Below are 22,328 nucleotides of genomic sequence, written 5' to 3'. Positions count from 1 at the left end.
AGTGCCTGCCCACAGGAAAGCGGCCAAGTTCTAGTAAAAACGTCCTGAGCTTCTTATTTAAATATTTCAGCGAAGAACTGTTTCATGGCTTCCCAGGAGCGGCGGTCAGCGGCGGCGTTGTAGGCGGCTCCTTTGCTGTTGTCATTCCCGGCTTCCGGGTTGGTGAACGAGTGAACGGCGTTGCTGTAGGCGATGAATTGGTAATCTACGTTGGCATCGTTCATTTCTTTCAGGAAGCCGTCCAACTCCGCTTTGGGCACGAAGGGATCCACAGCACCGTGGGCTACCAGTACTTTGGCTTTGATGTTGGCGGCATCGGCCGGATTGGGCGTACCCAAACCACCGTGGAAGCTGACTACCCCGGCTACATCGGCACCGCTACGGGCCAGTTCCAGCACGGTGGTGCCGCCAAAGCAATACCCAATGGCGGCTACTTTGGAAGCATCTACGTTGGGCTGTTTCTTTAGCTGGGCAAGTGCGGCAGCAACGCGGCTGCGGAGCAGGGGCACGTTGTTTTTGTATTTCCCGGCCTCGGCCCCGGCCTGCTGCGAAGACTGCGGGCGTATGCCTTTGCCGTAGATATCGGCCGCGAAGGCAACGTACCCCATTTGGGCCAGCTGTTCGCAGCGTTTCTTGGTGTAGTCATTGATGCCGGTCCATTCATGCACCACCAGCACGGCCGGGCGTTTGCCTTTCTTAGAGGCGTCATAAGCCATGAAGCCTTCCAGGGTGGTGGTGCCTTCTTTGTACTCCACCAGTTGGGTTTTAATCTGTTGGGCTTGCGTGCTCAGGTGTGCCATCAGGAAAAGAATCAGAAGGAAGTAGTGCTTTTTCATTGCAGTTTTAAGAAGTTGTACGTGAAGGCAGCGTCGCTGTTCTTTCGTTTATTTTAGGCCGGTTGGGCAACGGGTAAACAAACGTGAAGTGGTTCTGTACGGGAGAAAACCCAGGTACCTCTTAAATGTTTCAGCAACTCTGCTTTCCTTCGGGGAACCAGCGGAGGCTAAAATTGCAGGGAGGCGCTCACTCCAGTTTGTCCGTGCTGCCAGCTAGGTGACACTAAACAGCTGCGGTTGGTGAAATTCCCTTTCAATTGATGGTAGCACAATAGAGGCTTTTCTGCTTAAATAGCTCCGGTGCTCGGGTGGGTGGGTTCTGGTGGAAGCTGCTGTCTACAGACACGCGTAACGTCTCTAAGCTGAACTGCGCGGCTGACGTGCTTGCTTTAGCAGGCAGATTAATGCCGGAAAGAGAAGGAAAGAACGCATAGAGGCTTCTGAATGAAAGGGATAGATAAGCAGAGAAGGCTGTTCATGCGCTTTTAGTTTCTGGTTTTGAGGGATTTACCTAAAAGTAATTTGCTCTATTTCTGTAGGTTATCTGCTCTGTAGCTCGGGATTGGGCAAGCCAGCAAGGAGAGGACAGGGTAAATAACCGAATGAAAACAAAAAAGCCTTTGCCGGCTGGGCAAAGGCTTTTTCTATACCAAGAGACAAAACGTCAATTGGGTGTTTGGGGAGTTATTCGCCCTGCATTTTCTTCTTGATGGCTTCTTCCAGTTCCATCATGTGCGGGGTGATTTTGTCCTGGCCAATTTTGGTGCTGCGCATGGCCAGCGTACCTTGTTTCTGGGCCAGTTTTTTTCCGGTGGGCGAGCTGTAAAACGCGGTCATGTCTTTCAGTTCTTTCTCGGTGAACTCTTCCATGTACAGCTTGATCATGTCATCTTTGATGGCATCCCAGTTCATGTATTTCGCGAAAAAAGAACGTACTTCCACTTCGGCGGCTTTCATGGCCGGTACTTGCTCCATTTGCATGGTGAGCATCTCCTGCACGTTGTCATTGGTGGCCTTCGGGGTTCCCATGGCTACCAGCATGGCCTCAGCTGCTTTGTAGTGGCTGCTTTGGGCCTGGGGTTGCGTTTGTGCCATGGCACCGCCTACTGACACCAGCAGCAGGAACACCCACAGAATAAGTGATTTTTTCATAAGAGGGATAAAAAGTGAAACGTAAACTACAGGTATTAGGCACGGAAGCGTCTGTTCCCGCCGGGGCGGGGCTGATTCCTAACCACCAGAATAGACCTGCGTAGGAGCCAAAGAGAACCAAGCTTGTTAACTGTAACCAATATTAGCCATTTTCCATGAGAATAACCAAGAAAGACACCGTTTACCAGGGACATTACCGCCTGCAGGTGTATACTGTGCAAGACCAGGGGGAAGAATTCAAGCGCGAGGTCTTCCAGACCGGTAAGGCTGCCACCGCGCTGGTCTATGACACCCGGCAGCAGAAATTCATCTTCGCCAAGCAGTACCGGCCCGCCATTGAGCAGGACCTGGTGGAGACCGTGGCCGGCATGCTGGACAGCGAAGACGAGAAGCCCGAGGAAGCCATCACCCGCGAGATAGAGGAGGAAATTGGCTATGCCGTAGACCAACTGCAGCCGCTCTATGAATTCTATCCTTCGCCGGGGGCTTTCTCAGAGAAAATTTACCTGTTCTACGCCGAGGTGAGCCGCAAAACCGGCGAGGGCGGCGGCAAAGACGAGGAAAATGAGTCCATCACCACCCTGGCCCTCAGCCCAGCGGAACTGGCTTCCTATTCCTTCATTGACGGTAAAACCCTGCTGGCGGTAGAATGGGCCAAAGCCAACCTGCTGCCCAAACTCACCCGCGAGCAAAGGTAAAGGCAAGTGCTTCTGTGCCGGCCATGAGGTTTACTATTCTTTCCGTTTTGCGTTTAGGGGCTGTTTTTCCAAAAACGGCCCCTAAACACAAACAAGGGAATTGCTCCAACGGACAGGAATAAATTACCCCACAGCCCAAAAGAAGCACAACATTGGCCTTAATTTAGCCACATAATTAACTCTGCCTGCTTCCGCCCGTAAACAGGAACACTAGTTTATACATCAACCTATAACCTAACCAGACTATGGAAGAGCAAAATAAAGACCAGGGCACTCCGCAAATGAGCGGCTCCGGTTCCAATAACAGCCAGGACGGAAACAGAGGCGACGGAACGTTCGCAGATCATAACTACGGTACCAAAGCCGAAGGCGGCAACACCGCCAACTATGACTCCCAGGGGCATTTAGACGTGAACGATGCGGGCGGTAACGTAGACGACGGCCAGGCCCACGACGATAAAAACGGCGGTGGCGATGTGCTGGGCCGCCGGGGCGGCGGGTACGGCGAGGCCCAGGGAATGGGCAAAGTGCCTTCCGGCGATAGCAAACAGGCCAAACATGACGCCGAAAGCGACAAAGACACCGGCTACGGCACCCACGCCGGCGGTTTAGGCGATAGCCACAGCGGGTTCAAAGGGAATCACAACGGCAACGACGGAACCGGCGGCGGCCGTAGCAGCGGACATGCCGGCCACGGCGGAGACCCCGATGACCACAAATATTCGCCCAACAAAGGCGGCAAAGACGATAACAATGATCCAGACGTAGCGGGTAGAGGTGCCAGACACAACTAACCGATCCATCAAAAACAGAAAGGCCTGTCTCCCCATAAAGGAGGCAGGCCTTTCTGTTTAGGGGCCGTTTTAGGAAAAACAGCCCCTAAACGCATTCTAGCCAGATAGCAGCTTCATCAGAATTTCCGTAGAAAGACGGGGTGTACCATAGCGGGCAGATGCGCCTTGCAGCGTAGTCCACCAAGCGTCACTTCTTAACCAAACAAACAGAATTACGCCCTTGCCCCAGGAAGAAGCCTAAACAGATTGCCCCCTTTCTGGTTTATTCTCCGGAGCGTGCGGCATAGGATTCTTGCTTATCCCAAGAAACTGAAAAAATAGAACCATGGAAAAAAAGACAAAGAAAAACCTATTGCTGGCCGGGGCCGGACTGGGGGCCTTATTGGCATACCGGTCGCTGGTCCGTCAGAAACGCGAATTCTCCTTTAAAGACCGCACGGTGCTCATTACCGGCGGCAGCCGCGGCCTGGGGCTGGTGCTGGCCCGCATGCTGGCCGAACAGGGCGCTAAACTTGCCATCTGCTCCCGTACCAAACATCAACTGGACGCCGCCCGCGCTGAATTGTCTGCCGGGGGAGCCACGGTGCTCGCCTTCAACTGTGACGTGAGTGACCGGGCGCAGGTACAGGCCATGATCAAAGAGATCAAAGACGAACTGGGGCCGGTGGAAGTACTCATCAACAATGCCGGGGTCATCTCGGCGGGGCCGCTGGAGGAGATGCAGGTAGAAGATTTCAGAGAAGCCATGGACATCCATTACTGGGCCTCGCTCTACACCATGCTGGAGGTTATCCCGGAGATGAAAGCCCGCGGCGAAGGCCGCATTGTGAACATCGCGTCTATTGGCGGTAAGGTGAGCGTGCCGCATCTGGTGCCCTACAGCGGCAGCAAGTTCGCGCTGGTGGGCATGTCTGAGGGGTTCCGGGCCGAGCTGCTCAAAGACAATGTGCTGGTGACTACCATTAACCCGGGGCTCATGCGCACCGGCAGCGCCCGCAACGCATTCCTGAAAGGGCAGAACGAGAAAGAATACACCGCCTTCGCGCTGCTGGACGCCAACCCCATGATTTCCCTGGCCGCCGATGACGCCGCCCGTAAGATTCTGGATGCCTGCCGTTTCGGCGAAGCCGAAGTTACCCTGGGCCTCAACGCCAAACTGGCCAGCATCTTCCACGGCCTGTTCCCCGGTACGGTAACGGATATTCTGGGTCTGGTCAACCATTTTCTGCCCGGGCCCGGCGGCATAGGAAAAGAACGGGTGCGGGGGTATGAGAGCGAAACCAACCTGACCCGCTCCGTGCTGAATGCCCCCAACCAAAAAGCTGCCCAAGAAAACAACGAGCTATAAGGGATGATTATTAAATATAGGCAATATTGAATACTATTTCCGTTGAGGGGCCGTTTTTCCAAAAACGGCCCCTCAACGGAAGGGGGGCAGTAGACAAAATAAACCGTCAAACCCTAAACTTTTGGTCTATCTTTGACTGTTGAAGGGATAGATTGGGCAGAACATGAAGTGCTCAGTCCTTAGAGAATGAATCTGAAAGAGGAAAAAATTTATACGGATAGCATCCAGAAGCTTGATTTTGAGCAGGCCCGTATCAAACACGTGTTGTTCAAGTCAAAGCTGCGCGCGTTGCTGTTTGGCGCCAATATCAATGCAGAACCGGTGACGTCCACCACAGACTGTTCCCTGGGCAAATGGATCTATGACGTGGCCATGCCTAAAATTGGGCACATGCCCGAAGTGAAAGAACTGGAGAAAGTGCACAATGACATGCACGTGATTGCCCGCCGTCTGTGGCAGCAGTACCAGGCCGGCAACCAGGAAGCCGCCCTGAAAGGTCTGGACCAGGTAGACGAGACCGCCGAGAAACTCCTTTACTTGCTGGATGTAATAGAGCGCAAAACCATTTTGTAAATAAATGGGCGAGGGTGGCAGCCCAAACATGCATCTCTCCAAGAACCTTTTGCCCCGGCTTTAGTACAAGAACAGAGACCCCTCATTCAGAATTGGGGGGCGTGTTTCACTAAAGCAAAAGGTTATGCCAGACAAAATAAATAACACCAGCAACGCAGACGAAACCAACCGCTCTGCCGACTCAGAGAACAACTCGGCCAACACCATGAACCAGGGCAAGCAGTCCTCCAACACCCGCCAGAGCGTGAGTGACAATGACAGCTACCGCCGCACCATGACAGGCTACGACTCCTCCAAGCAAGACGAGAACTTCATGGGCACCGAGAAAACCGGCGCCGACAACACCATTGACGAGCGCGACAACAATGACGGCGACGCCAACCAGGAAAATAACTACTAAAGACCTTAGAAAAAAGCCCTTCAGAATTACCCTGAGGGGCTTTTTTACGTCTAATCCGGAACTTAAAATTTATTTCAGAATCCCTGCCTGACAAGAGGCGTTTAGCGGCCATTTTTCCAAAATTGGCAGAGAACTTGCTATAAGGATAGTACGCAATGATTTAACACTTTATCCGTTGAATCTATGGGCGTTTTCTTCTGTTATAAGACTATAGGAAAAACATATGAAAAAGGTTCTTTTATCAGTTCTTACCGGTTTGTTTCTGACCGGAGCGGCGGTACCCTCGTCGGCAGTGGCTGAGCCGAAGGCCGGGGCGGCGGCAATGTACGCGGCACCCACCGCGGTAGGAGCCAGAGATATCATCAAAGAGATCATTGACGTGGTAGGCCTCAAGCCTCGGTTTGAGGTGCGGGCGGCCAACGTGCCCAACGCCGCGGCGGTGATCCTGAACGGGCAGCGCTACATTCTGTATAATGAGCAGTTTGTGAACTCCCTGAACAACGCCTTGAGAACAGACTGGGCCGGTGTGAGCATTCTGGCGCACGAGATAGGACACCACCTCAACGGGCACACGCTTTCCAAAGGAGGAAGCAACCAGCAAGATGAACTGGAGGCCGATGAGTTCTCCGGTTTCGTGCTGCGCAAGATGGGCGCCAGTTTAAGTGAGGCACAGGCCGCTATCAAAGCATTGGCAGACGAGGAAGATTCTTACACCCACCCGGGCAGAAGCTCCAGGTTAACGGCCATCAGCCAGGGCTGGCGCAATGCGCAGGAGCAGATTCTGGCCAGTGCCAAAGCCCCTACGCCCAACCGCACCGTGGCTAACGCAAAATTACCAGACACCTCGTCCTCAACCAGGGCCGTGGCTACCAGAACAACCGCCAGCCGTTCCAAAATAGCCGGTCAGCAGATTCTGCGCCAGGTCAAATTGCAGAGTGCCCCGCAGGAACGCATCTACGTAACTACTTCCTACAACCTGGTGCGCGAAACTGAAAGCGGTGTGGAGGTGATTGGCAAACTGCAGAAAACCAACAGCAGCAGGTTCCCTTACGTGCTGGAAAGCCGCTACTTCTCTTACCTGTTCGTGAGTACAGACGGTTTGCTGCTCAATGAAGAGGGAAGACGCGTTGGGGTTTTGACCACCGCGTAAGACTAAAACAGCTCTATACATTCTTTGCCGCCACCTTCCTTTTGAGGGTGGCGGTTTTGTTTTGCATTTAGCGGCCGTTTTTCCAGAATTAGCTCCAAACCAGACCTGAGCGCGCAGGGGCATACAAGATTCCTTTTTTTGCCGTACCTTTTGGTCATGAACCGTTTCGCCTCGTTTTCTGCCCTGCGGCTGGCTTCGGCCTGCGCCTGTCTGCTCAGTTTTTCCTCCTGCGCCCAAGAGGTGTACAAGCAGCCCGACCAGGCCCTGCGCGATGTGGAGATTCTAGCCGCCGATTCCATGGGCGGACGTTTGCCCAATACGCCCGGCCACGCCAAGGCCCAGCATTATCTTTTGCAGCGTTTCCAGAGCATCGGCCTGAAGCCGGTGGGCAAAGAGTACCAGCATCCGTTCACGTTTACCGCACGCAACAGCAGCACACCGCAGCCTGGCATGAATCTGGTGGGCATGGTGCCGGGTAAATCTGAGAAAGTGATGGTGATTACCGCCCACTATGACCACGTGGGTACCCGCAACGGAAAAATCTACAACGGTGCCGATGATGACGCGTCTGGCATTGGCGCCATTCTGGCCCTTGCCACCCACTTTCAGAAGCAGAGACCGCAGCACACGCTGGTGTTTGTGGCCTTTGATGCCGAAGAGCAGGGCCTGCAGGGTTCCAAGGCGTTTGTGGCTAATTTACCCTTCGCGGCGGAGCGTATTCTGCTCAACGTGAACCTGGACATGGTGAGCATCTCGGCTAAGAATGAGCTGTATGTGTCCGGCACCTACCATCATCCGGCTTTCAAGCCGCTGCTGGAGCAGGTGAAGGTGCCCGAAGGCCTGAACCTCCGTTTCGGGCATGACCGTCCGGAGCAGGGCCCTGATGACTGGACTATGCAGTCTGACCACGGCAGTTTTCACCGAGCCAAGATTCCGTTCCTTTATTTCGGGGTAGAAGACCACCCGCATTACCACCAGGAAACCGATGAGTTCCAGAACATTCACCAGGCGTTTTACCTCAAAGCCGTAGAAACCATTAAGCGGGCGGTAGAAGTGCTGGACAAACAGTTGCCGGTATAAAAGTAGCCTTCAGGCGCTGTTTGGGCTTGCTTCCGGTTTGGCGCTGGTTTTGGAAAAAGAGCCTCTAAACGCATTTCTGGTTTTCTATTGCCCTTGGTACGCGCTGCCTTGGCTACTTTTTTTTGGGCGAGCGGGTTGATGTTTTGCCTGTTTGTTGATTTTGTATTATTTTAAGGGTGGTAACCCTGTAAAATATAATTCGTTTAAGACCAAAGCTAAACCGATGTTTCACCAACAACGAAAGCATGGTCAAAAATCAAACGTATGGACTATTACTTTTAATCATTCTCCCATTTTTGAAAGAGATCTCGGGCTCAACTACGCAGGCACCCGCCATGCCCGCCCTGGAGCATCATCCGCTGGTCATTAAACCAGCACCCAAACCCGCCGAGGCTGAAGAAGTCAGGCACATCAACGTCTCCGCCTCCGTCTATTTCCCGGAGGAAGCCCAAACCGACGAAGACCCGTTCATTACGGCAGACGGTTCGCGCATCAATGAACGCAATCCCCGAGAACACCGCTGGCTGGCTTTGTCCAGAAATCTGCTGTCGCGCTGGGGCGGCCACATTGCCTACGGCGATTCTGTGAAAGTGGAAGGTATTTCCAAGCAGCTAGATGGCGTCTATGTGGTAAGAGATGCCATGCACCGCCGCATCCGTAACCGGGTAGATATTCTGGTAGGTCCCAATGACCAGATCAATGGGTATTGGGAAGACGTAAAGCTCACGAAGCTATAATTTTTTCACTCATAAAACAGAAAGGCCTCCCCTCTAAAAGGGAGGCCTTTCTGTTTTATAGATTTTTCGGAGAGGATTTTTATAGAGGTAATATGTTGAAAGACAAGGTTTTTCGAAGGTTTTGCGCGAGGGTCTGTTTTTTCTTGGAACTGAGGGAAGTGATTTTGGCACGGTTTTTCCATTTATGCCAAACACAAGCCCACAGGGCTACAAGCTACAAAGAGAAAAAGCAAGCGATATGAAAAAGTCATTACTAATGGTGGTAGTTCTGCTGGCAGGGCTCATCACCCAGGGATTCGCCCAAGGGAACGGCGGCGTACGAGTAGGCGTCAGAGCCGGGTACAGCGTGACCGGCTGGCAAGGGGAGACGGTGAAAAGCTTCGGGGACCTGCTGGAATACACCAACGGCAACGTGAAAACTAAAATGCGTCAGGGCTTCCATGCTGGAGCGTACCTGAGCATTCCGGTGGCCAATGGCATAGAATTTGAACCAGGAGTGCAGTACTCGCAGAAAGGCATGGTGCTGGAAGGACGCGTTCCCGGAGATGTGGGGAGTATCACGAACGCCAAAGTGACCCTCACCAACAAAGCAGAATACATTGATGTGCCTTTAGTAGCCAGAGTGTACGTGGGCGAAGGATTCAATTTGTTTGCCGGTCCGCAGGTATCGTTCCTGGTGTCCAACAAAGTGAATGTAGATGCGGGGGCTTTCGGGTTCTCGGCTTACAACTCAGACTTTGACTGGGAGAACGGCCAGCGCAAGGTAGATGTGGGGCTTACCGCCGGAGCGGGGTATCAGTTCCAGAACGGATTTAACGTAGGCGGCAGTTATGACATGGGCCTAACCACCATAGATGACAACCAAAGTTACAAATCTTACAACCACGGGTTCAAAGCCTCTGTGGGGTACAGATTCTAAAGAGTAGTTATAGTGAATGTGTTATAGGATGAGGGAAAAACGGCGGACATTGTCCGCCGTTTTTTTTTGCTACTGGTTCGCTTTTTTGCTTTGGCTAGCCGTTTTTCCGTTAGACCCTGTTCTGCCTTTGGTAAGGTTGGAGACAGAGGCCATGAGGCGGTCTGTAGGAATTCTTTTGGTGATCAAGGCGTACACCAAGGCTGCGCCCGCGGCGGCCCCGGCGGCATAAAGCGCCGTCTTGAGCGTGAGGTTGGTTCTAACGGCAGCCGGTACAATGGAGTCGTCGGTTTCAGTGCCGGTAGGGGCGTTGGGTCCGGTGGCGTTTTCGCGTATTTGGTGCAGACGCTGGAGCACATCTGTAGAGGCTTCGCGCTGGCGCAGAATAACACCTCTCACGTCATAGGGCAACTCATTATCCAGCGCATCGCGGTATGCTTTCTGCGCCCACTCCTCGCCGTAGATGTTAGAACCCAGAATGGCGGCTTCATCGTTGCCGGTGAGGGCAGCTTTAAAATCCATCCACTGGCGGTAGAGCTTTCCTTTGTTGGTGGTGTCATGCTCTGGGGTGCCGCCGTAGCGCTGGATGATTTGGTTCAGTTCATTGGCGAAGGCCAGGCGCTGCTGGGAAAATTTGCGGTAGATATCTTGGCGTAACTGGTCTTTGCTCTCGCGGGCGGCGCGCTCATAGCCTTCCAGCCCGTCATGTACAAACTCGTTCAGTTCCCTTAGAACTTCCACGACTTTTTTGTTCTCGTTTGCTGACATAGTTCGGTTTAGGTTTTTAAGCTTTTATGAACGTGAACCGCCGTGCCAGGTTTAGGAAAAATACGGATTGTGCCTTCACTGCGCCGTAAGCACAGATTTTAAGCGTTGCGTTTAGGGGCTGTTTTTGGAAAAACAGCCCCTAAACGCAACGTGGCCCTTACGCCAATTCAAACTGCCAGGGCAGGTTAAAGGGCAGCTGGCGGCGTTTGCTGCGGCCATTCAGATCGGTGAGGAAGGCGTTGAGCGTGTCCTGGTACTCCAGGTGGTAATCTTCATGCAAGTATTTCTGGATGAGTGACATGGTGCGGAGTACCAGACGGGCGGTGGCTACATAAAAGCCTTTGTAGATGCTCTCAAACTGGCCCGTGAAATTATCAAAGATGAGCTGGAGGGTATAGATGTGCAGTTCAACCTCGCCTTTGCGGTCTTTGGTGATGCGCTGGTAGCGGGCAATTTCCTGGGTGGCTTTCTTGAGGCCCCGGCTCAGGGCTTTGCTCAGACTTCGGCCTGAGACGGTGAACAGAATATCATGGATGGTTTCTGAACTGCGCTCAAAGAGGCTTTCCAGCGTGACGCTTTCCAGCAACTCAAAGGAAAGCGCGTCATAGGCCTCGGCGTCTTTGCGCACCAAACGCAAAATCAACGCTTCCTTCTCTTTTTCACTTAATTTTTTCAACGCCTGCTTGAAGTCAGCGGAGGGAACGGGCATGTTTTTAATCCTGAAGTATGAATCACAAAGAAAGAATGGGAACCATTGGGTCTCAAAACTTTAGCAAAAGTACGGCATTGTTAGCAATTGAACCCATAAAGCCACAAGAATATAGCTAGTTGCGGTACGGCAGTGTGCAGTTGCCAGAAATTGGACCTTCTGTTGGCGTTTGTTTCAGGCGCACTTCTATTAAAATTGTAATTTGGCCGCGCAAGAACGTAAGAAAACATGAGCCACTTAGATAGATTAGCCGGTATACGGCAACAGATGAAAGAACAGGGGGTGAGCGCGTACATCATTCCCTCCGCAGATCCGCACATTAGTGAGTATGTACCGGACCATTACAAATGCATCGCGTTTGCCTCGGGCTTTACCGGTTCCGCGGGTACCTTGGTGATCACGCTTGATTTTGCCGGACTTTGGACCGATGCCCGTTACTTTGAGCAGGCCCAAGAGCAGTTGGCGGGTTCCGGTTTTGAATTGGTGAAGCTGAACGTGCAGCACGCCCCGGAGTACATCCAATGGCTGGCCAGCCGGCTCAAAAACGGGGAAACCGTAGCCTTTGACGGTCGGCTCATGTCTTTGCAGTTGGCGCAGTTGTTACAGCAGCAGTTGGGCGGCCGCGGCATTCAGTTAGCCTCTGACCGTGATTACCTGAATGCGGTTTGGCAAGATAAACCCGCTTTGCCCACTGCCCCAGCCTTTCTCCTTGATGAGAGCATAACCGGTAAATCACTGGAGGAGAAGCTCAGCGCCGTACGGGCCGCCTTGCTGGAAACCCACACAAACGCCCACTTAATTTCTTCCCTGGATGACATTGCCTGGCTCTTCAACCTGCGCGGGAGCGATGTGAAAGCCAATCCGGTAGTGTTAAGCTTTGCCCTGCTACAGGAGGCTAAAACGGTTCTGTTCATTGATTCAGACAAATTAAGTGCGCAGGACCAGAACCGGCTGGAAAAGGCGGGCGTGACACTAGCGCCTTATGAAGCCGTTTCTCAGGCATTGGCAGAACTGCCAGCCAGCACCACTGTTCTCCTGGACCCCAAGCGCACATGCCAAACCATTTTTGAGCAACTGCCCGCAGGCATAGGGGTAGTGCAGGAAACAAACCCTACTACCCATTTCAAGGCCGTGAAGAATGAAGTGGAGGCGGCGCACACCCGTACCACTATGGTAAAGGACGGAGTGGCCCTCACCCGTTTCTTCAAATGGCTGGAGGAAAACCTGGGGCAAACCGAGATTACGGAGATATCTGCTGCGGAGAAATTATACAGTTTCAGAGCCGAGCAAGAGGGTTTTGTGGGCGAGAGCTTTGATACCATTGCCGGTTACCGTGCGCATGGAGCTCTGCCGCACTACAAAGCCACCCCAGAAAGCAACGTGGCTCTCCAACCCGAAGGCCTGTTCCTGCTGGATTCCGGCGGGCAGTACCAGACCGGCACCACTGATATTACCCGGGTTATTTCCTTGGGCAACCTCACGGAGGAAGAGAAAATAGATTATACTCTGGTGCTGAAAGGCATGATTGACGGCTCCACGGCCCGTTTCCCCAAAGGTACCCGCGGCTATCAGATTGATGCCATCACCCGCAAGCCGCTCTGGGACCACGCCCGCAATTACGGGCATGGCACCGGCCACGGCGTTGGGTTCTTCCTGAATGTACACGAAGGACCGCATGTCTTTAATCCAACGCCTACTCCTATTGACATTGAGCTGGGCATGATCACCTCGGTGGAACCTGGGCTGTACCGCCCGGGCCGCTATGGCATTAGAATTGAGAACCTGGTGTTAACCGTTCCAGATGAGAAGAATGAGTTTGGGGAATTCTATACCTTTGAAACCCTCACCCAGTTTCTCATTGATACCGACCCCGTTCAAAAAGATTTGCTGGAGCCGCACCATGTCCAATGGCTAAATGACTACAACCAGCAGGTAGTGGCGAAATTAGAACCACATCTTACAGAGGAGGAGCTTGTGTGGCTTAAAGGGAAGGCAAAAGCTATATAAGAAGTACTTTATTTTAAAAACGCGGGGCGGCATTTCTGTAGAAGAGATGCCGCCCCGTGCGTTTAGCGCCTGTTTTTGTAAAATTAGGCGCTAAACAGAAAGAAGCTATTTGGCCAAAGTCAATATGCCTAATAAGAATTCAGTTACTTGAGGACTGATTTATAGGAACTTTGTATAAGGGAAAAAGGTCTGGTGTAGAGAAAAGAGTTGGAATTACAGACGTGTGGGAAGTTGTAAAAAATCTGGCAATTCCGCGCTCGTCTCAGAAAATTGCAGTAACTTATACAGGAATTTAGTTATATCTCCATTTAATCTAATCTTATAAGTAGGAAACCTGTTCTTGGGCAGCTAGATCACTTTTGCACCCAAATCTCGTCCCTCATTCTTCCTTCAAATTCAGGTATGAAGAAACTTTTACTTCTCTTAGCGTTAATGCCGTTCTGGTGGTCGGCAATGGGGCAGACGTCTGTGTTGCCCAATTACCAGTCTATACCGGTGCCGGTGAGTAAATCTGCCAAGGTTAGTCCGTTTGCGCCAGCCTTCGGCAGCAATACAAAGCAGTCCATTCTTTCAATAGACGGGGGGCAACGGGTACGAACTAGCGGTGGCCAACCTGCCTATTGGCCCGATAGGATTTTTGTAAAGCTGAAGAACTCCAGCGCCAGACTCCAAACCTATTCTAACAACAAGAGCAGCGCCAATCAGAGGAAAGCATTTCAAACGGCACCAGACAAGGTGAGTGCGGCGCTGCGCAAGTTCAATCCTAACCGAGTGGAAGCGCTGAAGGAGAACGCCAAGTTGCCTTCTATACGCAATACCTATGAGGTGGAAGTAAGCAAGACGCAGGAGTTGGCGCAGATGCTTCAGGAACTGAACCAACTTCCGGAGGTGGAATACGCGGAGCGGGTACCTTATTACGTCCTGTTTGACAGTCCTAACGACCCCAGATTCACGAATAACGGGCAGTACTACCTAAACAAAATAAAGGCTATTGATGCGTTTGCATTGCATACAGGCACCCAGAAAACGCTGGTGGCCATTGTAGATGATGGCTTATTGTACACGCACCCAGACCTCAATGCCAACATCAACCTTGGCAAAAGCTTTGATGTGGTAGACAATGACAATGATACCCGTCCGCCCTCAGCAGGAGAGAATAAGGCGGGGCCTATGGTGTTTTCCCATGGTACGCACTGTGCAGGGGTTGCCGGGGCTGTGGTGAACAACAGTGAAGGTATTGCCGCGGTAAGTAATAATAAGATTAGCATTTTCGGGGTAAAGGCCACCAGTGATTATACGCAGAACACTGAGAGCATTTCACATGGCCTGCAAGGCATGCTCTATGCCATTGAGCAGGGCGCGCGGGTCATCAGCATGTCGTTTGGGGGAGCCGGGACGAGCCAGACCTACCAGAAAGCAATCAATGATGCCACCGCCAACGGAGTGGTGTTTGTGGCCGCCGCTGGTAACGATAATGTGGACGAAAAGCATTACCCGGCGGCTTATGAGAACGTAATTGCCGTGGCCAGTTCAGACCAGAACGATGCCAAGAGTACTTTCTCCAACTACGGCACCTGGGTAGATATCTCGGCACCCGGCACTTCCATCCTAAGTACAGTGGTAGGAGCAGACGGAAGTTCTGGTGGCTATGCCGCCATGAGCGGTACGTCCATGGCAACTCCAATGGTGGCGGGAATGGTGGCTTTAATGCTGTCAGAAAATCCAGACCTTACGCCGCAGGCGGTGTTGCAGATCATGCGTACCACCGCCGACCCTATTGGAGCCACCACGCAATATGAAGGCAAATTAGGAGCTGGGCGCATCAACGTTCTGGAAGCGATTAAGTCTATTCAGGGGCAGAAAAATAATGCGGCTCCAAGTGCTATCACCAATTTGCAGGTGAGTCAGGTTCAGACTACTTCAGCGGTACTCTCCTGGACGGCACCCAACGTAGGCGGAACGGCGGCGGCTACCCTTTACGAGGTAAGATATTCTACTTCACCTATCACAGCAGATAATTTTGCGGCCGCGACCAAATCAAAAAGCAGCTTAGTACCGGGAAGCCCTGGGGCAAGCCAAACCTTAACGGTTACCGGCTTGGAGCCGGGGAGAACCCTTTTCTTTGGGGTAATGGCGCGGTCTTTCTACGGTGATGGTACATTGTCTAACATTGTATCGGCGCAGACAGCGGCTGGAGCCAGGGCACAGGTGTCTACCACCTCGCTGGCATTCAATCTTAACCGCAACGTTAGTACCACCGCCACACAACAGGCTACTCTAACGAACACCGGCAATGTAGAACTGCAGTACCGTAATACCATTGTGCCCACCTCTGGACCAAGCATTTTATTTCACGGTAAGCCCGGACCGGCTATAGACAATGCTGTTGGCCTGGAGGGGCAGAGTTTTGTGGTGGCCGCTAAATTTGTTGCTGGAGGCCAGGGTTTCCAAGTGAGCCATATCCAAAGCATACTTTACAGCAGCGAAACGAGTAACAAGACTGCAACCATTGGTGTGCGCATCTTAAAAGGAGGTTCAACCCCTGAAGGTGCGGCGCAGATAGCTACCCAATCGTTCAATCTGACTATTGTACCGGGTATTTCCAACTATACGTTCGCGCTTACGCAAGCACCGCAATTACAGGCAGGCGAGGTGTTTTGGGTTGCCTTAGCCATGCCAAGCACCGTAAAAGTGTCACAGGGGTTAGAGGATGTAGGGGCGATGCCCAATACCTACTTTATCAGCTCAGACAATGGAGTGACGTACGCCGATGCCCAGCCACTGGCGGACTTCCTCAAGTTGGCGGCCTTCAAGATGAAAGCCATCAATGGCGCGTGGCTGTCAGTGGCGCCGGCTACCGGCAATCTCGCCTCTGGGCAGACGCAGACCTTGACGGTAACGGCAGATGTGTCTAAGGTGGTGAACGGGGAGTATACGGCAGATTTACTTATCAACAGCAATGATGCCCTGGAACCGCAGATTTCCCGGCCCATGCGCATCTCGGTAACGGGGGGGCAACCGGTGGTGGCGGTCAATAAAACCAGTCTTGACTTTGGAAACGCTTTTGTGGGGGCCAGCCGTACCCAGAAGATCGTTATCAGAAATAATGGAGTGGCAGATCTGGTGATTTCTTCGGCAACGGTTGGTGGAACCTCGGCCAAGCAGACTGATTTCTCTTTCAGCCCGGCCATGCCACTCACCATTCAGCCAGACAAAGAACAGGAAGTAAGTATCACGTTCAAGCCTTCCGTGAAAGAAAATCTAAACGGAACCCTTACGCTGGCTACCAATGATCCTACTACGCCATCTAAAGTAATTACCCTTGCCGCTGTTTTGCAAAGCCCGCCGGTAGTAGCGGTAACTCCTGCTTCAGTGAGCAAGACGATCACTAAATCTGTTGCTTCTACGGCTACGCAAAGCGTAAAAATCCAGAACACCGGCGACGCAGCACTGGAGTACAACGTTCAGGTGGAGTTAGAAGGCATCAATAAGATCAGTTATGAAACAGATGCCGCTTCTTTGACTGCCGTTGGTTTTCAGTCTGTGGATGTTCCCACCTGGGTGGGGATGAAGTTTAATGTGGACCAGCCTTCCTTCAGATTGTCTGCGGTGCAGAATTACTATACCACCGCCACCGCTGCTAACCGGAACATCTTGGTGAGAATCTACAAAGGGGGAACCAAACCTACTGAGGGGGCACTGTTGCATGAACAAGCATTTGCGTCCAGTGCGTCTGCCGGAAGCGGCGGACTTATTACCATTCCGCTGGAGAAACACTTAAACTTTGTGAAGAACGATGTCTTCTGGGTGGTAATACGGTACACTGGGGTGACTCATCCGCAGGGAACATCCAGAGTGACTTCGGCGGGCCGCAACTATGCCAGTACAGACGGGGTTTCTTGGTCAGATTATACTACCGGTACTTTCAGGATAAGAGCGGTGGGGGCACCGCTGTGGTTAACCGCTACCCCGGTAACGGGTACGCTCAACAAGAACACAGAAAGAGACATTCAATTGAGCTTCAATGCCGCCGATTTGAACGACGGAACCTACACCGGAGCTGTGGTAGTGAACACCAATGATCCGGCCAGCCTGAAGAAATCCATTCCGGTTACGTTAACCGTGGAGGGATCAACGCCAACGCCAAGTTTTACGGCAGAGGCCACCACGGTGTCAGTGGGGCAGGCGGTGAGATTCACCAACACTTCTACCAGTGCCAACGCCTACGAATGGACGTTTGAAGGCGGTACCCCCGCCACTTCTACGGCTACCAGCCCATCTGTGACGTATAATACGCCAGGGTCTTACAAAGTGAGTCTGGTGGCCAAGAATACTACTACCGGTAAAACCTCGGCTGCCTTGGTGAAGGAAAAATACATTACCGTGGTCAGCTATGCCTGTGAGGTTTTGAATGAACCGTTCCAGGGCACCCTCACGCTATACAACTTCTCTGAAGGGCAAGGCTATCTGGTTGGAAACAATATTCTGGGCGATAAAGCAAAAGCGAACTTCTTCCCCTACACCGGTACCGGAAGCACTATCGTGAGCACTAAGATTGCCTTTGGATACGCTGCGGCCACTAGTAACACAGCCACCGTGCAGGTCGCAGTCTGGAACAGCAATCCTACCACGGGGGCACCGCAGAACATCATCGCCTCCAAGCAGGTAAAGATCACTGATATAATTGCTGATTTGAATGCCGACAGATTGACCGAGGTGGTGTTTGATGCCCCGGCAGCCATTACCGGTAATTTCTACGTAGGCGTGGTGTTGAACCAGACTTCCGGAAACGTGGTGGCCCTGTTAAGCAACCGAGACGGGGAAACAACGCCAACCACCGCGTGGAACCTGAGCTCCCAAAATGTATGGAAGCCGTTTACGGAGATATGGAACGCCAGAGTTGGCTTGTACATCCAGCCTACGCTGTTGAAGTCTTCCACGGTGCCAGCTAAACCAACCATCTCCAGAAACGGCAACGTGCTCAGTTCCAATGTGGCCGTTGGCAACCAGTGGTATTTTAACGGTACTGCCTTGGCCGGGGCCACGCAGAAAGATTACATGGCCACCCAAAACGGGATTTACACCGTGAAGACCAGTTACGGAACCTGCCTGACCCTGAGCTCAGATGAGTTAAATGTCACCATTACCGGCATAGCCGATGAATTAGAGGAAGTGGAAGGTCTGGTGCTGTACCCTAACCCTACCACCGGACAGTTCAAGGTAGAGTTCACGGCAGATCAGCGCGGTGATGTTTTGCTGGCGTTGTTTGACCCTATTGGGAAGGTGATTTCCACTGAAGTTCTGGAAGGGTACAGAGGGAACTTCAGCAAGACGTTTAACCTGCAGAACAGGGCAGCCGGTATTTACCTTTTAAAGGTGCGGTACGGAGATAAAGTGACGGTGAGAAGGGTAGTGCTGCAATAGGCGTTCACCTTCTGCTGGAAATGAAAAAGAGTCGCGGAGTTTTACCCCAGCGACTCTTTTTCATTTCCGTTTAGCGGCCGTTTTTTCAGAATCTGGCCAAAACCAGCACCTGTGCCTTATGTTGGTTTGAGTAGCGCGGAAGTCAAAATCAGAAATAGAAAAGGGTGAGAAAGCGGAAACAATCTCACCCTTTTCTATAGAACGGCATCTTTCCGTTTAGGGGCTCTTTTTGGAAAAACGGCCGCTAAACGGGAAGTGATTACTGTTTGGGCAGGTATTGGTCCCGGATGGCTTTGAATTCTGAACCGGTTTTCCAGTGGGGCCAGGCATTGGAGAAAGCCAGGCGTTTGCCCATCTGGTAGAGCAACTGCAGATCGGCGGTGGCGCCGTCTGTTTTGAAGGCCTCGTTTACTTCATCGCTGGGTTTGTGGTAACGGTTGGCGGTGAAGCTTTCCAATAATTTTTCGCCTTCGGCTTTGCCTAGTTTGATGTGGTCTGTGCCCATGCCGGTGAACAAGGCCGGTATCCCGGTTTTGGCGAAGTTGAAGTGGTCTGAGCGGTAATACAAACCCGCCTCGGGGTTAGGGTCGCGGGCAATGTAGCGGCCGGCTTTCTGCGCTTCCTCGGCCAGCAGTTCCTCCAGCTCAGACTGCCCCATGCCAATGAGCACAATGTCTTTGGTGGCCCCGTAGGGGTTGAGCATGTCCATGTTGAGGTTGGCCACAGTTTTCTCCTTTTTGAATACCGGGTTCTCAGCGTAATACGCAGATCCCAGCAGCCCCTGTTCTTCTGCGGTCACCGAAAGGAAAACCACGGTTCTATCCGGAGCCTGTCCCTGGCTTTTGAAAGCTTTGGCTACGGCCAGCAACCCGGCGGTTCCGCTGGCATTGTCGGCGGCGCCGTTGTAGATGCTGTCGTTTTGCTCGTCCTTCTTGCCAATGCCCAGGTGATCCCAGTGTGCCGAGTAGACTATGGCTTCATCTGGCCGTTTGCTGCCCGTGATCTTGGCAATGAAGTTGTAGGATTTATCCCGCTTCACTTTCGCCTGGAGCGCGGTGCTCACGGTTAAGCCCAATGAACTGCCTTTGAAACCAGGTTTGGCGGCCCGCTGGAGTTCTGTCTCGTAATTTTTACCAGCAGCGGCAAACAGCTTCTGGGCGACGGGGGTGGTGATCCAGCCTTCCATGGCGCAGTGGTAGTCTTCTTTGCCCGCGGAGGCCAGATAGAATTTAGAGGTTTTCCAGTTATTCTGCACCACTTGAAAACCGTAGCCGGCGGGTTCTGTGGCATGCACAATCAGACAGCCTTTGGCCCCCTGACGAGCAGCTTCCTCCAGTTTGTAGGTCCAGCGGCCGTAGTAGGTCATGGTTTTGCCTTTGAAGAAAGTGGTGTCTGAGGAGTAGAAACCAGGATCGCTCACGATGACCACCACCACTTTGTCTTTCACGTCTAGACCAGCGTAGTCGTTCCACTTATACTCAGGGGCCACTATCCCGAAACCGGCAAACACCAGCTCGCTGTCTTTGATGGTCACATTTTCCTCGGGCCGTCTGGCCCAGATCACGTAGTCTTCCAGGCCTTTCAGTTCAAAAGATTGCTTGCCTTTCACGGTCATGCTGGGAGCGGGGTTGGAGGTGATCTCCACCATGGGCACTTCCTGCAGGAAACTGTTGCCGTTGCCGGGTTCCAGCCCCAGGGCCTTGGCTTGCTCCTCCAGGTAGTGCAGGGTTTTCTTCTCGCCGGTGGTGAAGGGTTTGCGGCCTTCCAGGTCATCAGAGGCCAAAGCGGTGACATAGGTGCGGTAGCTTTCTTCCGTGACGGTGCCGGCGGCATTGGTTTCTGAGGTAGCGTCAGGTTTGCCGCCCCCAGATTGGCAGGCTGTCAGAATCCCTACCCCGAGGGGGAGAATCCAAAAGGGAATTCGTTTACGCATGGTGGTAGTGAAGTATAAGGTTGATGTTGGGTTCTTGAGGAATAAGGTTACTCAATTTTGGGGAGAAAAGTAAACGACTGCCCAGTCTGATGCAGAGCCATTGGGCATGGAGACTGTGAAAAGCTTTTGCGTTTAGGGGCCTTTTTTCAAAAAACAGCCCCTAAACGCAAAGGGAGAAATGCTTGCAGCCAGATGCTTCCCAAAGAAAAAAGGCTTTTGCCCATAAGCAAAAGCCTTTTCTTCAACTGCGGTAATAGAACTGATTATTTATGGCCGTTCTTTTTGTTGTTGTTCATGAAGGCCACTACGGCAGCGCCTGCCGCCAAGGCGATGACGCTGGTTTTAACCGGATTTGTCTTGGCGCGGGTGTAGAGGCTGGTTTTCATGACGTAGCCTTTGTGGTTGCCCCGCACTTTGCCGCCGGTGGACGGCTGGTGCAGGGAACCTTCGCGGTTCACTGGCGCACCTTCTTCCACCTGTTCCTGCGACATCACCTTGGAACTGATCCAGTCCATCACGCCCGGGAAACGCTTGTTCAGGGCACTCATGGCTTTTCCGCCACCGCCTACCATAATATCGCGGTAAGGGTGCACGGCTGCTTCCAGAATGGCGTTGGCCACTTCTTCCGGGGTGTACACCGGCGCGGGCAGGGTGAGTGCTTTGTCTGTGTAGTTCTTGGCGTGTTCTGGGTAGGGGGTGTCAATACCGGCCGGTTTGATGAGTGTCACTGAAACCGGAGCTTTGTCTTCCATCAGTTCCACGCGCAGGGCATCGGTGAAGCCTTTTACGGCGTGCTTGCTGGCGGCATACATACCCTGCAGCGGAATGGCAATGTCTGAAACCTCGCTGCCCACGTTGATGATGGCACCGCCTTTGCTTTTCAGGTGTTGGGCGGCGGCCAGTGAGCCGTAGACCATGCCCCAGAAGTTGGTGTCAAACAAGCGGCGGTTGTCTTCATCGGTTACTTCGTCTAAACGGCCGTAGATAGAAACCCCGGCATCGTTTACCCAGGTGTCAAAGCCGCCGCATTCCTGCACGGCCACGTCTACAATCCACTGCACTTCTTCTTTACGGCCCACATCGGCCACGCAATGGAATGCCTGTCCGCCCTCGTTACGGATCTGCTGTTCCACTTCTACCAACGCCTCGCGGTTACGGGCGGCCAGGATTACTTTTGCGCCTTTTTTGGCGGCGGCCAGGGCAGTGGCCATTCCTATGCCGCTAGATGCCCCTGTTATGACAATCACCTGCTCGTGGAGCGGTTTCAATGCGTACTTCATAGTTTATAAACTGAGAATGGTTAGTTTGAGGAAGCTGATTTCCTTATTTTCTTACGGCTACAATACGTATTAGATTCAACCAGAACTTATTATTACTGAATGGGATGCGGTGGCTCTTGCTTTTACAAGCAACTATATGTCAACTCGGTAGACCAGAAATAAGGTTTACTTTCCATGTGATTTCGCTAATGGGGAAGCCTTTGCCGTGCTGAGTCGCCTCCAATATGTTCATAGTAAGTGCCGCCTGTCATAAGCCTTGACCACCAATGCCCAGTACCCGCAGGAGTTCTGCCGTATAGCCTGCCTTTTTTACCGCATTCTCTATCTTTTGCGGATTCAGGTTGGTGCCGGAAATGCTGAGGATGTTCTCTTCTGTGCCCACGTCTATTTTCCAGTTCTCAATTCCCGGCAGTTTTTCCAGGAACGGCGTCACTTGTTCTATTTGTTCTGAGCTCTGTACGTTGGTCTTGAATTTCAGGAGTTCCATGGCTAAGTTTTAAAAGCGAATCTTATAAGATACCTG

General features: G+C 52.4%; 18 protein-coding genes. 11 read left to right on the top strand and 7 right to left on the bottom strand.

Translation table 11 applies throughout. From position 1 onward, the window contains the following. Positions 1-53: 53 nt before the first annotated feature. Positions 54-836 (bottom strand): dienelactone hydrolase family protein, encoded by a 783-nt coding sequence (locus tag EFA69_RS05990; protein WP_123132186.1) that lies wholly within the window; start codon positions 834-836, stop codon positions 54-56. 684 nt (positions 837-1,520) lie between these two features. Then, the gene (locus EFA69_RS05985; RefSeq protein ID WP_123132185.1) at positions 1,521-1,988 is read right to left on the bottom strand and encodes a DUF2059 domain-containing protein; all 468 of its coding nucleotides are present in this window, start codon (positions 1,986-1,988) and stop codon (positions 1,521-1,523) included. A gap of 155 nt (positions 1,989-2,143) precedes the next feature. Between EFA69_RS05985 and EFA69_RS05980 the strand changes: the two genes are divergently transcribed. From EFA69_RS05980 to EFA69_RS05940, 9 genes are all read left to right on the top strand, one after another. Further along, on the top strand, positions 2,144-2,686 hold the full coding sequence (locus EFA69_RS05980) for an NUDIX domain-containing protein (protein ID WP_123132184.1): 543 nt from the start codon (positions 2,144-2,146) through the stop codon (positions 2,684-2,686). Positions 2,687-2,931: 245 nt separating this feature from the next. Then, positions 2,932-3,480: a hypothetical protein gene (locus tag EFA69_RS05975; protein WP_123132183.1), complete on the top strand. Its 549-nt coding sequence runs from the start codon at positions 2,932-2,934 to the stop codon at positions 3,478-3,480. A 325-nt stretch (positions 3,481-3,805) separates the two neighbouring features. Next, positions 3,806-4,828 (top strand): SDR family NAD(P)-dependent oxidoreductase, encoded by a 1,023-nt coding sequence (locus EFA69_RS05970; protein ID WP_123132182.1) that lies wholly within the window; start codon positions 3,806-3,808, stop codon positions 4,826-4,828. 186 nt (positions 4,829-5,014) lie between these two features. Next, positions 5,015-5,401 carry a CZB domain-containing protein gene (locus EFA69_RS05965; protein ID WP_123132181.1) on the top strand — a complete coding sequence of 129 codons (387 nt, stop codon included), beginning with the start codon at positions 5,015-5,017 and terminating at the stop codon, positions 5,399-5,401. A 124-nt stretch (positions 5,402-5,525) separates the two neighbouring features. Further along, positions 5,526-5,801: a hypothetical protein gene (locus tag EFA69_RS05960; protein ID WP_123132180.1), complete on the top strand. Its 276-nt coding sequence runs from the start codon at positions 5,526-5,528 to the stop codon at positions 5,799-5,801. 223 nt (positions 5,802-6,024) lie between these two features. Beyond that, complete coding sequence (locus EFA69_RS05955) at positions 6,025-6,951, top strand: M48 family metalloprotease (RefSeq protein WP_123132179.1); 927 nt, start codon at positions 6,025-6,027, stop codon at positions 6,949-6,951. A 156-nt stretch (positions 6,952-7,107) separates the two neighbouring features. Beyond that, complete coding sequence (locus EFA69_RS05950) at positions 7,108-8,031, top strand: M20/M25/M40 family metallo-hydrolase (RefSeq protein WP_123132178.1); 924 nt, start codon at positions 7,108-7,110, stop codon at positions 8,029-8,031. Positions 8,032-8,276: 245 nt separating this feature from the next. Beyond that, positions 8,277-8,768: an RlpA-like double-psi beta-barrel domain-containing protein gene (locus tag EFA69_RS05945; protein WP_221175683.1), complete on the top strand. Its 492-nt coding sequence runs from the start codon at positions 8,277-8,279 to the stop codon at positions 8,766-8,768. A gap of 238 nt (positions 8,769-9,006) precedes the next feature. Further along, complete coding sequence (locus tag EFA69_RS05940) at positions 9,007-9,687, top strand: porin family protein (protein WP_245964508.1); 681 nt, start codon at positions 9,007-9,009, stop codon at positions 9,685-9,687. Between the two features lie 69 nt (positions 9,688-9,756). Here the strand turns inward: EFA69_RS05940 and EFA69_RS05935 are convergent, their stop codons facing one another. Together EFA69_RS05935 and EFA69_RS05930 are read right to left on the bottom strand one after the other, a co-directional pair. After that, entirely contained in the window at positions 9,757-10,452 is a 696-nt protein-coding gene (locus tag EFA69_RS05935) for a ferritin-like domain-containing protein (protein WP_123132175.1), read from the bottom strand. A 157-nt stretch (positions 10,453-10,609) separates the two neighbouring features. Continuing rightward, positions 10,610-11,161, bottom strand: a complete 552-nt coding sequence (locus EFA69_RS05930) for a hypothetical protein (RefSeq protein ID WP_123132174.1) — start codon at positions 11,159-11,161, stop codon at positions 10,610-10,612. 228 nt (positions 11,162-11,389) lie between these two features. Between EFA69_RS05930 and EFA69_RS05925 the strand changes: the two genes are divergently transcribed. Continuing rightward, positions 11,390-13,168, top strand: coding sequence for an aminopeptidase P family protein (locus tag EFA69_RS05925; RefSeq protein ID WP_123132173.1), 1,779 nt, complete (start codon positions 11,390-11,392; stop codon positions 13,166-13,168). Positions 13,169-13,570: 402 nt separating this feature from the next. After that, the gene (locus EFA69_RS05920; RefSeq protein WP_123132172.1) at positions 13,571-18,592 is read left to right on the top strand and encodes a S8 family serine peptidase; all 5,022 of its coding nucleotides are present in this window, start codon (positions 13,571-13,573) and stop codon (positions 18,590-18,592) included. A 259-nt stretch (positions 18,593-18,851) separates the two neighbouring features. Here the strand turns inward: EFA69_RS05920 and EFA69_RS05915 are convergent, their stop codons facing one another. The 3 genes from EFA69_RS05915 to EFA69_RS05905 all read right to left on the bottom strand — a co-directional run bounded on the left by EFA69_RS05915 (position 18,852) and on the right by EFA69_RS05905 (position 22,292). Continuing rightward, positions 18,852-20,525 (bottom strand): M20/M25/M40 family metallo-hydrolase, encoded by a 1,674-nt coding sequence (locus EFA69_RS05915; RefSeq protein WP_123132171.1) that lies wholly within the window; start codon positions 20,523-20,525, stop codon positions 18,852-18,854. Positions 20,526-20,788: 263 nt separating this feature from the next. Next, positions 20,789-21,805, bottom strand: a complete 1,017-nt coding sequence (locus tag EFA69_RS05910) for an SDR family oxidoreductase (protein ID WP_123132170.1) — start codon at positions 21,803-21,805, stop codon at positions 20,789-20,791. A gap of 247 nt (positions 21,806-22,052) precedes the next feature. Further along, positions 22,053-22,292, bottom strand: a complete 240-nt coding sequence (locus tag EFA69_RS05905) for a heavy-metal-associated domain-containing protein (RefSeq protein WP_123132169.1) — start codon at positions 22,290-22,292, stop codon at positions 22,053-22,055. Positions 22,293-22,328: the final 36 nt, after the last annotated feature.

Origin of the sequence: Rufibacter immobilis, assembly GCF_003721565.1 — a bacterium.
Lineage (GTDB): Bacteria > Bacteroidota > Bacteroidia > Cytophagales > Hymenobacteraceae > Nibribacter > Nibribacter immobilis.
Note: the sequence above shows the minus strand (reverse complement) of the source record. Positions and strands in the feature narration are given on the sequence as shown.